The sequence below is a fragment of the Paraburkholderia sp. GAS448 genome (assembly GCF_050435685.1).
Classification (GTDB): domain Bacteria; phylum Pseudomonadota; class Gammaproteobacteria; order Burkholderiales; family Burkholderiaceae; genus Paraburkholderia.
This window is the reverse complement of sequence record NZ_JBNDKT010000007.1, coordinates 129,976-144,036: the sequence shown is the minus strand read 5'-3', so window position 1 is coordinate 144,036 and position 14,061 is coordinate 129,976. Positions and strand designations below refer to the sequence as shown.

The 14,061-nt window shown below is 61.0% G+C and carries 14 protein-coding genes; 10 read left to right on the top strand and 4 right to left on the bottom strand.

Annotated features, from left to right (window positions below; all coding sequences use genetic code 11):
* Positions 1–9: 9 nt before the first annotated feature.
* Positions 10–921, bottom strand: a complete 912-nt coding sequence (locus P3T23_RS15835; RefSeq protein ID WP_429317112.1) for a LysR family transcriptional regulator — start codon at positions 919–921, stop codon at positions 10–12.
* Between the two features lie 229 nt (positions 922–1,150).
* On the opposite strand from P3T23_RS15835, the gene P3T23_RS15830 reads away from it, so the two are divergent.
* The 10 genes from P3T23_RS15830 to P3T23_RS15785 all read left to right on the top strand — a co-directional run bounded on the left by P3T23_RS15830 (position 1,151) and on the right by P3T23_RS15785 (position 10,188).
* A complete protein-coding gene (locus P3T23_RS15830) occupies positions 1,151–2,143 on the top strand; it encodes an amidohydrolase family protein (RefSeq protein WP_429317111.1) in 993 nt (330 codons plus the stop codon).
* A gap of 70 nt (positions 2,144–2,213) precedes the next feature.
* On the top strand, positions 2,214–2,690 hold the full coding sequence (locus tag P3T23_RS15825) for an SgcJ/EcaC family oxidoreductase (RefSeq protein ID WP_429317110.1): 477 nt from the start codon (positions 2,214–2,216) through the stop codon (positions 2,688–2,690).
* A gap of 19 nt (positions 2,691–2,709) precedes the next feature.
* Positions 2,710–3,234, top strand: a complete 525-nt coding sequence (locus P3T23_RS15820) for a YybH family protein (protein ID WP_429317109.1) — start codon at positions 2,710–2,712, stop codon at positions 3,232–3,234.
* A 60-nt stretch (positions 3,235–3,294) separates the two neighbouring features.
* A complete protein-coding gene (locus P3T23_RS15815) occupies positions 3,295–4,272 on the top strand; it encodes a zinc-binding alcohol dehydrogenase family protein (RefSeq protein ID WP_429317108.1) in 978 nt (325 codons plus the stop codon).
* A 10-nt stretch (positions 4,273–4,282) separates the two neighbouring features.
* Positions 4,283–4,918: a malonic semialdehyde reductase gene (locus P3T23_RS15810; RefSeq protein ID WP_429317107.1), complete on the top strand. Its 636-nt coding sequence runs from the start codon at positions 4,283–4,285 to the stop codon at positions 4,916–4,918.
* 341 nt (positions 4,919–5,259) lie between these two features.
* Positions 5,260–5,508: a hypothetical protein gene (locus tag P3T23_RS15805; protein WP_429317106.1), complete on the top strand. Its 249-nt coding sequence runs from the start codon at positions 5,260–5,262 to the stop codon at positions 5,506–5,508.
* A 658-nt stretch (positions 5,509–6,166) separates the two neighbouring features.
* Entirely contained in the window at positions 6,167–6,976 is an 810-nt protein-coding gene (locus P3T23_RS15800; protein WP_429317105.1) for a PAS domain-containing protein, read from the top strand.
* Positions 6,960–7,487: a sensor histidine kinase gene (locus tag P3T23_RS15795; protein ID WP_429317104.1), complete on the top strand. Its 528-nt coding sequence runs from the start codon at positions 6,960–6,962 to the stop codon at positions 7,485–7,487. The genes P3T23_RS15800 and P3T23_RS15795 overlap by 17 nt, the downstream gene beginning before the upstream one ends.
* 272 nt (positions 7,488–7,759) lie before the next feature.
* Entirely contained in the window at positions 7,760–8,608 is an 849-nt protein-coding gene (locus tag P3T23_RS15790) for an alpha/beta fold hydrolase (RefSeq protein WP_429317103.1), read from the top strand.
* Positions 8,609–8,706: 98 nt separating this feature from the next.
* Positions 8,707–10,188, top strand: a complete 1,482-nt coding sequence (locus P3T23_RS15785) for an AMP-binding protein (RefSeq protein WP_429317102.1) — start codon at positions 8,707–8,709, stop codon at positions 10,186–10,188.
* Positions 10,189–10,201: 13 nt separating this feature from the next.
* Here P3T23_RS15785 and P3T23_RS15780 read toward each other — a convergent pair whose 3' ends face one another.
* The 3 genes from P3T23_RS15780 to P3T23_RS15770 all read right to left on the bottom strand — a co-directional run bounded on the left by P3T23_RS15780 (position 10,202) and on the right by P3T23_RS15770 (position 14,006).
* On the bottom strand, positions 10,202–11,872 hold the full coding sequence (locus P3T23_RS15780) for an electron transfer flavoprotein-ubiquinone oxidoreductase (RefSeq protein ID WP_429317101.1): 1,671 nt from the start codon (positions 11,870–11,872) through the stop codon (positions 10,202–10,204).
* Between the two features lie 306 nt (positions 11,873–12,178).
* The gene (locus tag P3T23_RS15775; RefSeq protein ID WP_429317100.1) at positions 12,179–12,997 is read right to left on the bottom strand and encodes an SDR family NAD(P)-dependent oxidoreductase; all 819 of its coding nucleotides are present in this window, start codon (positions 12,995–12,997) and stop codon (positions 12,179–12,181) included.
* Between the two features lie 34 nt (positions 12,998–13,031).
* Positions 13,032–14,006 carry a phytanoyl-CoA dioxygenase family protein gene (locus P3T23_RS15770; RefSeq protein WP_429317099.1) on the bottom strand — a complete coding sequence of 325 codons (975 nt, stop codon included), beginning with the start codon at positions 14,004–14,006 and terminating at the stop codon, positions 13,032–13,034.
* Positions 14,007–14,061 lie beyond the last annotated feature (55 nt).

Sequence of the window (14,061 nt, the reverse complement as noted above, 5' to 3'; positions counted from 1 at the left end):
TCCTGCGCTTCACTCCGGAAGGTCTGGAAACAACGCCGGCGCCATTTGGATGGCGAATTCCTTGAACAGCCTGCACGGCTTGGAGATGTGGCGGTTGCCGAGATAGACGAGCGAGAGATCGTATGTCTGGAGGTGCCAATGGGGCATCGCCTCGACAAGCATGCCTTCGCGGATGAGATCGGGGCGAACCACGGGGGGCAGTTCGCCAATGCCGGAGCCGGCCAACAGCATGGACGCAAGGCCGGCGAAATCGCTCATCGCGAAAAACGGCTGAAACGTGAGCGTCTGCTTTTCCCGGCCGTTCTCGTGAACGAAGCACCAGGTGGAATCCGGCTTCCAGTGCGAAAACGCAAGAAGCCGGTGCTCGAGCAGATCCTGTGGCTTTCGGAGCGCCCCGCAGCGCTTGAGGTAGGCAGGGGTGGCCACGAGCCGGTGCCGGTAAGCCAGCAGGCGCCTCGCAACCAGCGACGAGTCGCGCAATGTGCCCACGCGGAACACCAGGTCGACGCCGTCCGCGATGTGCTCGACGTAGCGTTCGGTGACGAGAATCTGGAAACGTACATTCGGATAAGTCTTCTGGAATTCGATGGCTAGCGGCGTCAGCAGGCTATCGGAGATGCTCGGCGGTGCCGAGAGGCGCAAGACTCCAGACATGTCGGAGAGGTGGTTGGAGACGACGCATTCGACGGCCTCACCCAGTTCGACGCTTCGCACGGCGGGCTCGTACACCTCCTTGCCGAGGTTGGTGAGGGCGAGATTACGCGTGGAACGTTCGAGGAGGCGAACGCCCAGCGCCTGTTCGAACTCCGCGATGCGTCGGCTGACCGTGGAGACCGGCATGCCGAGCCGGCGTGCAGCCCCGGAAAGACTGCCCGATTCGACTACCTTTGCGAATATCACCAGCGCGTTAAGGTCCGCCATCGCTTTTCCATCAGTGGAAAGACCATTGTGCGCTGCTTCCCGGCGACGTCGCAAGGAGGCGTGTCAACCGGCGACCTGAAGGCGCTGGCGCTGCGCCATGGCGCGCCGAACTTCCCGGAAATGGAAAACGATTTTTCGGTTTGCCCGCTACCGGAAAATCGTGGCTGTTCTACCGTTTTGACATGTGGTGAACGAGTTCGGGTCCAACCCGGTTTTGAAGGAGCGTGTCATGAAGGGGAAGATCGTTCTGGAGGAACACCTGAGCACTACGCTGAACAACAGCCTTTGGGACGCGGGCTCGGAAGCTGCCCGAAACGGTAAAGCCTATATGGACGACGTCGAGTCGCGATTGCTCGACGTCGACCGGCGTCTGGAGGAAATGGACCGCAATGCGATCGAAATTGCGATCATCTCCCTCACGTCTCCGGGAGCGCAATCGATCATCGACCCTCGCGAGGCTGTCGAGTTCGCGCGCAAGACCAACGATGAAATCAACGAAAATTTCACGGCACGCGACCCGAGACGCCTTCGCGCGTTTGCCACTGTCGCGCTACACTCGCCGGGAGATGCGGCCGACGAGCTCGAACGGGCGGTAATAGAGCTCGGCATGCTTGGCGCACTGATCAACGGCTATACGAACGTCGGCAGCGCGGATTCGGCGCAATACCTGGATGAAGCGCCAGTATGGGAATTCTGGGACCGCGTCGCGCAGCTCGAAGTCCCGGTCTATCTGCATCCGCGCGAAGCGCTGCCGAGCCAGCAGCGCATATACGAAGGCTATGCATCACTGGTCGGATCCGCATGGGGATTTGCCCACGAAACGGCGACGCACGCAATCAGGCTGATGCTGAGCGGACTATTCGACCGCTATCCAAACCTCTCGATCATACTCGTGCATCTCGGCGAAGGATTGCCTCTCATGCTGCCTCGCCTCGAGCACCGATTGAGGATGCAGCACGAAGGCGTCGGGCTGGGTGCGGCCAAACGGACGGTTGGCGAATATCTGAGCCACAACTTCTACATCACTACCAGCGGTCATTTCCATACTGCAGGGCTGCACTCTGCTATCGCGGAATTCAGCACGGACCGGGTGATGTTCTCTGTCGACTACCCGTACGAGAGCATGGCGATGGCAAGCGAGTGGTTCGACAACGCGACGATTGCCGAGAACGACCGGGAAAGGATCGGTCGCGGGAATGCCTTACGCCTGTTCAAGCTATAAGCTGCCATCGTTGCCGTCCGCCGCCGGCCGTCGACCGATTGAGCTGGAGCCCGGATATTGTGAGACGTGAATGACCCACCTTCGACGACTCGCTCTTACATGTTTGTTGATGCTCTTCCTCTTCGCAAACGCCGTACCACGGCACGCGGGGGCGGCCGCTGGCGCGCTCGCAACCTTCGAGACGTCGCGATGGATAGAAGGATGGAATGCACACGACGCGCGCGCTCTTGGCGAACTGCTGACTGAGGATGTCGACTTCGTTTTGGTAAACGGAACTCTGGTACACGGACGCCAGGACTTCGCGCGCCTCGATGCTCAACAGTTTGCCGGCCGATATCGGAACAGCGTGTTTCGGAACGACGGCACGACCGACGAAAGCTTTATCCGCCCAGACGTCGCGGTCGTTCACTGGCGATGGTCGATCAGCGGCGTAAGCAATGGGGATGGCAGTCCGGCGCGGACCTACCACGGCATCTTTACGTGGGTGCTCGTCAAGAACGGCGGCATCTGGGCAATCAGGGTCGCACAGAACACGATCACCAGCTAAACCACAGGAGGCCTGAATCATGAAGAACCGCGATCACATTGCCTGCAAGAAGGCGTTAATGGTGGCCGCATTCTGGGCGCTCGCGTCGTTGACCCAGATGGCGGTTGCGGCGGAGGATGGAATTCCGTACTCGTCGGATCCGACCGTGAGCGGCGAGCAACACGAAGTCTATGACGTCGTGCATCGCTACGGAAGCGCCCTGAACGCCAAGGACACGGACGCAATCGTCGCCCTGTTTTCCGAGGACAGCGTCGCCGAATGGAACAACAAGCGCACGTACGCGACGCATGACCAGAAGATTGCGGGCTACAACGCGCTCTTCAAGATTGCGAAATTCTCCACGGTTTTCGCCTATGACGCGATCAACGTCTACGGCGACACGGCTGTCGTCCGCACGCACCATCATGTGGGCGCCGCCGTCATCGAAAACGGGAAGAAGGTGACTGACTATAACCGGGAGGTATTCGTGCTTCGGAAGATCGACGGGACGTGGAAGATCGTCCTCTACACGTTCAATACGGATCCGAAGCAGGGAGAAGGTTGAAGTCCAACCAGCCTGTGCGCGTATGTAGGCGCGTACTTCCGAGCCGAAAGGGGAACGTTGATGACGAGCATGAATGCGGTAGTGATCCACGAGCCGGGCGGGCCTGAAGTGCTCAGGCTTGAGCAGCGCCCGATACCGTCGCCGCAGCGTGGTGAGGTGCTCATTCGAGTCAAAGCATTCGGACTCAACCGGTCCGAGATGTTTACGCGTCAGGGATTTTCTCCGGACGTGAAATTTCCACGCGTGCTGGGAATAGAGGCGGTCGGCATCGTGGAAGACGCGCCAGGCATGGAATTCACGAAGGGCGATACCGTTGCCACCGCGATGGGGGGAATGGGACGGCAGTTCGACGGCAGCTATGCAGAATACACATGCGTGCCTGCACGACAGGTGCAGAAGCTCACCGCTAGCTTACCTTGGGAGACGCTCGGCGCGATGCCGGAAATGCTTCAAACAGCGTGGGGCTCGTTGTTCAAGGCTCTCGCGCTTCAAAAACGCGACCGTCTATTGATAAGGGGCGGGACGACTTCGGTAGGACTCGCCGCCGCGACGATCGCCAGATCGCACGGTGCGTTCGTGATATCGACGACCCGCAACCCACAGAAAGGCGACGCGTTGCGCGCCAACGGAGCCGACCGTGTCGTCATAGACTCGGGCACGATCGCGCAGGAGATCGGCGAGGTGTCGCCCGGCGGCGTGGACAAAGTGCTGGAACTCATAGGAACCACTACTTTGACGGATTCGTTGCACTGCGCGAAGCAGGGCGGCGTTGTGTGCATGACCGGCATCGTTGGCAATCAATGGTCGTTCGAAAACTTCAGCCCGATGGACGTGATACCTAGCACCGTGAGATTGACGGTCTACGACGGCGGGGTCGATGAATTCATGGCGACCCCGTACGATGAGCTGCTGGACCAGGTAAGCGCCGGGACGCTTAGCATCCCCGTTGGAAAGGTATTTCGACTCGCGGATATCGTGGAAGCACACCGGTGCATGGACGAAAACCAGGCCGGCGGGAAGATCGTCGTGCTGCCATGAAGGAGGGTTTATGAAAATTCCATTGAACGATGGGGGCCTCGATCTTCTGTTTCGCGATGCGCGCGCGTACAACGGATGGCTGGAAAGACCCGTCTCGGACGATACGCTGCGTCAGCTCTACGACCTGCTGAGGTGGGCTCCAACGAGCGCCAACTGCAATCCGATGCGCGTGGTGTTCCTGCGGACGAAGGAAGGAAAGGCCCGGCTGCTGCCTGCGCTCGCCCCCGGCAACGTCGACAAGGTTATGAGCGCCCCGGTCACCGCCATCGTTGCGTATGACCTCAATTTCTACGAGAAGCTGCCTCTGCTGTTTCCGCACAACCCCGCTATGCGCGACCACTTCGCACATTCGCCTGAACTCGTCGAGACGACAGCAAAGCGCAATTCGAGTTTGCAGGGCGCTTACCTGATTCTGGCTGCTCGGGCGCTGGGACTCGATTGCGGCCCGATGTCGGGATTCGACAACGCCAAGGTCGACGAGGCCTTCTTTGGAGCGGGAAAGAGCGATGAGGGCAGCGACCAGGAGTTTTTTCCGGAAGGACATATCAAGTCAAACTTCCTTTGCAACCTTGGATACGGAGATGACTCGTCACTCTTTCCGCGTGGACTGCGGCTCGAGTTTGAGCAGGCTTGCACACTCAAGTGAGCCGGGTGGTTTCCGGGGCGTCCTGCTATCGTTATGCAGGCGGTAACCGCGATGAGTTGAGATCGCCGGGTTTCGCGCGACGTCCGGTGCACACACAAACCAGCCGTTCAGTCCGCGCGGGGCTGAACGGCCGGGTTGGGTCGGGAGTATGAGTTCGCTGCTGCAGGAAGCTGCCGTTCGACTGCTCGATGCTGCCACTGCCAGCAATCCGCCACATTGCTGACGTAGAACCCGACCTGCCCCAATGTCGGCAAAGGCCGACGACCCGCCCGATGACATGGCTCAAGAATGGTCGCTGTCAGAGGTCAAGCCGACGTCCAGATGTCTGCGCAACGGCGCGAATGAACTGCCCTGGTTGGCCCGACTTCTGCCCCACGGTCGCAACGCTCAAGTTGTTCGGGATCGAGCGTCTGTACAGCGAAGGGTTTTACGAGATCTCGCCGCGCATGCGCAACCGTCCGGACTACCTGCCCGATTGCTACAGCGCGCGCAACAAATCGCATCCTGTGGTGGGTGTGCGGCCACCGTCGAACATGACGCCCAGCAACCCATTCTGTCGCCGACGACATCGGAATCTGGCACAGATGTAACCAGTACAGGTGGCAATGTTCACCGGATATGCCAGCAACTTTGCCGCTGAGTCATCGCGACGAGGGGGATGTAAAATCCGCCTCCGTTGCTGCGAGAAGTCGAGTCCATGCGGTGAAGCGGCACTTTCAGAACTCGGTATGGGATTTTTCTGCCGTCGTCTGCGCTGCTCGGGAAGCATCTCCACTTAACGCAAAAACCCGCAAACCCAAGCCAGGCTTGGTGGGCCGGGTGGGAGTCGAACCCACGGTGTCCTTTCAGAGGCGGATTATGAGTCCTCGCGAAAAATCAATAAAATCAAGGCACTACGGCATTTTCTTTTCCGCAATCAGGCTGGTTTCACGCCCCGGAAAGCCTTGCAATTCAGGGACGCGTATCGATTTGCGGAAATGCCATGACCCCACGCCGCAGCGTGCCCGAATAGCGCCCGGCCGGACAAAGCTGAAGGGGGCGGCACATTCAACTCGGCGACATCTGTCCGTTCCATTCCGTTTCGCTTCAGCCGTTCGCCCGTCCTGGCCTGCGTCGTTGCCCAGTCGAGCGGCATTTTCTCTCGCGTCCGTTCATTCAGCGCCTCGAGAAAAACGGTCGCCGCCTCCGGATTCGCTCGCGGCATATTCGGATCATTCCTGAGATTGCGCCGACGGCAAGGTCGCCAGTGTGCTCGCCAGCGGTCGCGACATCGACGAACTGAAGAGAAGCGAGCAACTCTTTCGCACCCTGACCGAGAATTTTCCGGACTTCATTGCCCGGTTCGACCGCGACGGCAGGTATCTCTACGTCAATCCCGCCGTAACCAAGGCGTACGGCCTGCCGCAGGAAGCCTTGATCGGCAAGCGGCCGAGCGAGCTTTCTACCAGCGACGCCGACCAGACCGAGCGTATCGAGCAGGGTATCCAGCGTGCGTTTCTGGAGGGGCAACCGAACGAAGATGAAACGCGATGGCAAACCGTTGAGGACGTCCGCATACTCGAGGCGCGGCACGTTCCGGAGAAGGACTCCGAAGGCAAGGTCGTCAGCGTGCTGGGCATTGGGCGCGACATCACGAGACTAAGAACGACCGAACTGGCGGTGCGCGACAGCGAACTGGCCTTTCGCACGCTTGCAGAAAACACACCGCATCCCATCATTCGCTACAACCGGGAGTGCCGGCGTACGTATGTGAATCCGGAGTTCGAGCGCATCAGCGGCATCGAGGCCGCGAGGTTGCTTGGCAAGAGCGCAGTGCAGATACCAGGCGCGACGGCCGCGGTGGCGCGGCGAACCCGGGCGAAACTGAAGGGGATCATGGAAAGTGGCGTGGCGGCCAAATTCGAACTGGCCTGGACCAAAGAGGGCAAGTCGCGGTGCTGGTATGTCCATGCTGCGCCCGAGTACAACGCGGATGGGGTAGTCCAGAGTGTGTTGACTGTCTGGCGCGATATCTCCGAGCGCAAGGAAAGCCGAGCTGCGCTTGCGCGAGTCTTATGAGTTGTTGCGCGAACTCACTTCACGGCGCGAAACGGCACGCGAGGAAGAGCGCAAGCGTATCGCCCGCGAGATGCACGACGAACTCGGCCAGCACCTGACCGCGCTTCGCATGGGTGACTCGACCCTGCTCTTGCGGTTCGGCCATGACAATCCTGACCTCGGCGAGCACGTGCAGAAAATACTGCTCTTGTCCGACAAGACGATGCAGGTGCTACGCGACGTCGTGACCTCGCTGCGTCCTGCGGTGCTCGACGCGGGTATCGCCGCGGCGCTCGAGTGGCTGGCTGCCGAATTTTCGCAGAATGGCAAGACGACCTGTCGTCTGTGCGTGCCGGAAGAAAGTCCGAAGCTTGCCGAGGAGCGGGCCATTGCGCTGTTCCGGATCGTCCAGGAGGCGCTCACGAATGTCACGCGACATGCCGATGCGCAGCAGGTGTTCATACGCTGGAGCAGACGGAGGACGATTGCCTGCTGGAAGTGCGTGATGACGGCCGCGGATTTGATCCAATGACGATCCGCAAGAAATCCTTTGGCCCCGCTTCCCCGTTTCACTGCCACAATTAGTCGCATGGCCGAACGTCAATTGGACCGGCTCGCCTACGAAACGGACGTTGCCGCGGCGAGCCGCCTGGAACAACGCCCCGCAGAGTTTAGAATCGGCGACGATTTTCATAAGAATAATTGAACATCGTATTATAATGCGAACGAAAGCCCTGTCAGCAGTGGCAGCGCCTTTAACGCTGATTGGGGGACTGTGCCCCATTCTACGAGGGAGTTCAATTGATGATCGAAGACGCACCTTCGTGGTTCAAATGGGCGTTACAGCAGCCTCGCCGCTCGCACGTCACCCACGCTGACGGAGCACGTCTTCATTACGTATCGTGGAATGCCGGCGACACGCACAAACCCGGCTTGCTCTTCGCCCATGGATTTCTCGGCCACAGTCATTGGTGGGACTTTATCGCGCCATTCTTCACCGAACGCTTTCGCGTTTTCGCGCTCGATTTCGGCGGCATGGGTGACAGCGACCATCGCGTCGAGTACCACCCCGACTGTTTCGTTCGCGACCTCGCCGAGGTACTCGAGAACGCCGGCATCGCGCCGGGGATCGTGGTCGGTCACAGCTTTGGCGGGTCGCGGCTCATGCAGGCGTGCGCGGCGTTCCCCGAACTGATCAGCCATGCGATTGTGCTGGACTCCTACTTCAAGCTATCCGGCGACACTCTGCCACTTGGCGAACGGCGCCCCGTGCCGCGACCGTATCCCGACGCGGCCACTGGAATCAGCCGCTTCCGCCTGATTCCGGAGCAAGAGTGCGCGCCTTGGTTACTCGACCACCTGGCTCGATCCTCGTTGCGCCAAACCGAGTCCGGGTGGACGTGGCGGTTTGACCCGGCGTTACGCGAACTGCAACCTGCTGAAGGCGACGAAAGCGTGCTGAACGGCATCACGGTGCCCGTCACGTACATCCACGCGGAACTGAGTGCGGTGGTTAGCAAGGATCGGGCTCAACGCATCGTCGCCGCGATCCCTCACGCACGTGGCCCTATCACCATGCCTCAGGCACGGCACCATATGATGCTCGATCAACCTCTGGCACTCGCCGGCGTATTGCGAGCGTTACTGGTGTAGCCATGTCGAACTCTCGCACGAAAGGCACAAGCTGGTTACCGGACGTCCCACTCCATGTCCTGCTATCCATGGCAGCGCTCGCGCGCCCGCATACGCGCATGCATTTTCATACCGAGGAAGGCGCGACGCTCGCGACGACGGCGGAACTCATCGACTCAGCGGACAAGCTGGCTCGCGGACTGCGCGCTATCGGCCTGCAGCGCGGCGACCCGATTGCCATGCAACTGCCGACTTCGCGCGAAACCGCAGTACTTTACCTGGCAGCGCTACAGATCGGCGCCGTCCTGGTCCCCATTGTGCACATCTATGGCCCTACGGAAGTAGGCTTCATCTTGCGCCAGTCCCGAACGCGTTTCCTGTGCGTGCCGGACTGCTGGCGCGGCATCGATTTTCTCGCGCGAGTCGAAGCACTTGGCAGCCTGCCCGATCTGGAACGCGTCATCGTGGTCGGCGAGCGAACGCCGGCAAACGGCATCACGTTGAAGACCGTCGCGACGCTTGGCCAGGCGCACGCCGGCAATGCGCCCGCCCCAGAACCGCAAGATGTCTGCCTGCTGCTATACACATCCGGCACCACAGCTACGCCGAAAGGTGTGCAGCACACGCACCAGACTGTGGGTGCGGAATGGCAGATCCCGTTCATCGACGGACCAGGACCTTACCTGACACCCTTCCCCGCTGGCCACATTGCTGGCTTCAACTTCCTCCTGCGCCCTTTCGTGACGGGTACCGACATGGTGTTCATGGACCGCTGGGACGCATCACTGGCGGCCGAACTGGTGGAGCGCTACCGCGTCCGTCTGTCGGGCGGCACGCCTTTTCATCTGCAAGGGCTGCTCGAGGCGGCGACGCGCGACAAACGCGATCTTTCATCGCTTGCCAGCTATGGACTGGGCGGAACAGGGGTGACGCCGGAGCACGTCGAACTGGCCGATCGCTCAGGCTTCGCGGGCACCCGCGCGTACGGTCTGACGGAACATTCCACGGTCAGCATCGGCTGGCGCGACAGCCCGTTTGTCGAGCGCGCCTGGACGGACGGCCGGGTTCAACCAGGCAGCCAGGTACGCATTGTCGACGACATGGATCGGGTATTGCCGGTCGGCAGCGAGGGGGAGGTCCTGGTATGCGGCCCCGAGCTGTTCATCGGCTACACCGACCCCCTGCTCAACGCACAGGCCTTCACATCCGATGGGTGGTTTCGCACAGGTGACATCGGCAGGCTCGACGCCGCGAACTGCCTGACGATCACCGATCGCAAGAAGGACATCGTCATCCGTGGCGGCGAAAACATTTCGTCGCAAGAGGTCGAACGCGTTCTGGCAACCCATCCGGCAGTGAGGGACGTCGCGGTGGTCGCGCGACGCGACGCGCGCTACGGCGAAACGGTGTGCGCGGTCGTTGTGCTGCATGTCGGCGCCGAACTCGATCTGCCCGCCGTGCAAATGCATTTCGCCAAAGCGGGTGTGGCACGGCAAAAGACCCCTGAAAGCCTGTGCGTCGTCGCAGACTTGCCCCGCACCGCATCGGGGAAGGTGCGCAAAGGCGATCTGCGCGCGCAAGTCAATGGACAATCCGGATAGCTGCGCGAGTTGGCTACATGTTCGGATAGTTCGGCCCACCGCCACCCTCAGGCGGGACCCACACGATGTTCTGCGTCGGGTCCTTGATGTCGCAGGTCTTGCAGTGCACGCAGTTCTGCGCGTTGATCACGAGACGCTCGCTGTTGTCCTCGTTCTTCACGAACTCATACACCGCAGCCGGGCAGTAGCGGCTTTCCGGTCCTGCGTACGTCTGCAGGTTCACGTTCACCGGCACGGAGGCGTCTTTCAACGTCAGGTGCGCCGGCTGGTTCTCTTCGTGATTCGTGTTCGAGATGAACACCGACGAGAGGCGATCGAACGTCAGCTTGCCGTCCGGCTTCGGATAGTCGATCGGCTTGCACTGTGATGCGGGCTTGAGCATCTCGTGATCCCAGTGCTGGTGGTGCAGCGTCCACGGCACGTTGCCGCCCAGCAGCTTCTGCTCCAGTCCCACCATCACCGTGCCCAGATACAGGTCCTTGCTCATCCACTGCTTGAAGTTGCGTGCGCGGTACAGCTCGGTGTGCAGCCACGAGGTCTTGAAGCTTTCCGGGTAGGCAGCCAGCTCATCGTTCTGACGGCCCGCCTGGACCGCGTCGAAGGCCGCATCGGCGGCCAGCATGCCGGTCTTGATCGCGGCGTGACTGCCCTTGATGCGCGAGGCGTTCAGGAACCCCGCATCGTCACCCACGAGCGCTCCGCCCCGGAACACAAGCTTCGGCAGCGACATCAGGCCACCTGCGGTAATGGCCCGTGCGCCGTACGACACCCGCTTGCCGCCTTCGAGGAACGCGCGGATCGACGGATGCGTCTTGTAGCGCTGGAATTCCTCGAATGGCGACAGGTACGGATTCGAATAGCCGAGCCCGACGACAAAGCCCACCATCACCTGGTTGTTGTCGATGTGGTAGAGGAACGAGCCGCCGTACGTGTCGCTTTCCAGCGGCCAGCCGGCGGTGTGGATCACCAGCCCCGGCTTGTGCTTCGCCGGATCGATTTCCCACAGCTCCTTGATGCCGATGCCGTAGACCTGCGGATCGACGCCATCGCGCAGCTTGAACCTGTCGTGTAGCTGCCGCCCGAGATGCCCGCGTGCGCCTTCGCAGAAGAGCGTGTATTTCGCGTGCAGTTCCATGCCGAGCTGGAAGTTTTCAGTCGGCTCGCCGTCCTTGCCGATGCCGAGATTGCCGGTCGCAACGCCTTTGACCGAGCCGTCATCGTTGTACAGCACCTCGGCTGCGGGAAAACCCGGAAAGATCTCGACGCCGAGCGCCTCGGCCTGCTGGCCCAGCCAGCGCGTGACGTTCGCGAGGCTGATGACGTAGTTGCCTTCGTTCTTGAAGTTATCCGGCAGCAGCCAGTGCGGCACGCTCTTTGCACCCGTTTCGGACAGGAACAGGAAGCGGTCTTCGGTCACCGGCACATCCAGCGGCGCGCCTTTTTCCTTCCAGTCCGGGATCAGTTCGTTGAGTGCGCGCGGGTCCATCACCGCGCCGGAGAGGATGTGAGCCCCGATCTCCGAGCCTTTTTCCAGTACGCAGACGCCGATCTCGACGCCTTTCTCCTGCGCGCGCTGCTTCAGACGGATCGCCGCGGACAGGCCAGCCGGGCCGCCGCCGACGATCACCACGTCGTATTCCATCGACTCGCGCGGACCGTACTGCTCTAGCGATACTCCGGTCATGCAAAGTGTCTCCCTGACTGATTTGCGCACGGATCTTGCCGCAATCAAAAGTTGCCGATCCGCCCAACAAGGCGCGAACCCAGGCATCAGAATCGCGCTTTCTGAGCGTGCTGAATATCAGGGTGAGAGTATATATTTACGAACGATGTATAACAAAATGAACCAATCGTGACCCGGTCACCACGGGAAGAGGCGCCGTTGCAAGGAGACTCGCGTGATGCGCAGTGAACGTTACGAAGCGGGAACGCACGTTGTTCACGTGAGCGGTACGCGAGGAACGAGCGTACCGACTCTCGAAGGCAAGCATCACGGCTGCATCAGTTCGTACGCGTAGAGTGCCGCAATCTCCGTCACGCCGCCATCGACCGGCAGGCACACACCGGTAATGAAACGCGCTTCGTCGCTCGCGAGAAACAAGGCAGCTGACGCAACGTCCCATGCGTCGCCTTCGATGGCGAGCGGTGCGACCTTTCGGCGCCGCTCTTTAGCCTGCTCGTCCAGCATGCTCTCGACCATCGGTGTGAAAATATGCCCTGGCGCGATGGCGTTGGCGCGCATTCCGTCGCGGCCGTACACCACAGCCAGTTCACGCGTGAGTGCGATCATGCCCGCCTTTGACGGCCCGTAAGCCGCCGTCCCGTGACTCCTGATACCGGCGGTCGAGCTAACGTTGACCACCGCGCCACCCCCACCCGCAACCAGCTGCGGTGCCGCGCTGCGGCACATCAGAAACGCGCTCTTCAGATTCGCGTCGATTGTGCGATCCCACGAGGCTTCGTCAAGCGTCTCGAAGCGGCCACCCGCGCCTGCCACACCGACGTTATTGACCAGCACATGTAGCGCGCCGTAACGCTCGACCGTGGCGGCAACGACGCGCGCGCATGCATCGCTGTCGGTCACATCGGCAGCACATACAAACGCCTTGCCGCCCGCCTCGAGGATCATCGCGAGCGTCCCCGCTGCTCGTTCCTCGTTCTGGTCGACGAGGCAAACTGACGCGCCTTCACGTGCAAAAACGCAGGCGATGGCTTTGCCTGTGCCAACGCCATCGCCTTGTGAACCCGCACCGGTCACGATCGCGACCTTGCCTGCAAGACGCTGGTGGAATGTCTTTGGATACGGCATGGACTTGCCCGATGTAAAAGTGCCCGACGAACAATTAGTGGGGAGGCCGCAAGACCGTTACGCGGCCGTCACGCGACGCCAGAATCACCTCGTCGTCCAAGTGAAAGTGCGTCGGGATTTCGTCGAGCGGGACCTTCCTGCCATCGATCCCACGGCAATAGGTGCTTTCATCGAACGTGAACGTTCCGCTGCGGCCATCCTCGCCCCGCACCGCTACCTCGTGCTGCGTGATCGCGGTGATCTCGCCAATGATCGGCGTGTCGCCGGAGGCGCCCATCACACGGATGTCCATCGACAGCCGGAAGCGGTCCGAGTAATTCGCCACCCCAGTATGCGGGGTGTTCAGATGCATGATGACCACATCCCCAGGGCGATACGTCGTGCGACGCCACGCGTGCGCAGGCACCGCGCTATCGGGAACCGGAAACAGCGGCGGCTGCGAGAGATCGTGCAGATAAGGACCCTTATGCAGCCCTTCGGCAAGAACCAACCCGCCCACGTCTGCGTCTATTTCCACGAGCGGAATCCAGCAGATGGCGAACGGTATTCCTGCGTTATAGAAACCGTCCTGATGGACGTAATCGAAGCGGGAGCGGGAGCGGGAGCGGTCTTGAACCGGCGGCGTCGCGCGGTACTCGACTGTCGGAATCCAGAACGGCTCGTCCGCAAGCAGCCGGGCGAAGAAACGATCGACGGCCGGCTCGGCAACGAACGACTTCCACGTCTTGCGTGCCGCGAGGGGTTCCATACGGAACGGAAAGTCATCGAGACTCTTGCCGCTGTAGCGGGCAACTGGATCGCCCGGGGCAATCATGCCAAGTTGCGAAAGCTCATCAAGAAATACGCCGCGTAACCGCCCGACCGCGTCCGTATCCAGCACATTGCGGAAGAACCAATAGCCATCGCGCTCCCAGGCTGCCTGGAGCGCAGCGCGATCGTCAAGAATATCGTTAGATACGTGCAATTCCTGCATGGCCGGCAGCACGCCAGCTTCCAGCACGGTACTCATTTCGTCTCCTTGTTGTGCGCCGTGTTTGTTCACACGGTCGACGCCCCTGCCTGAC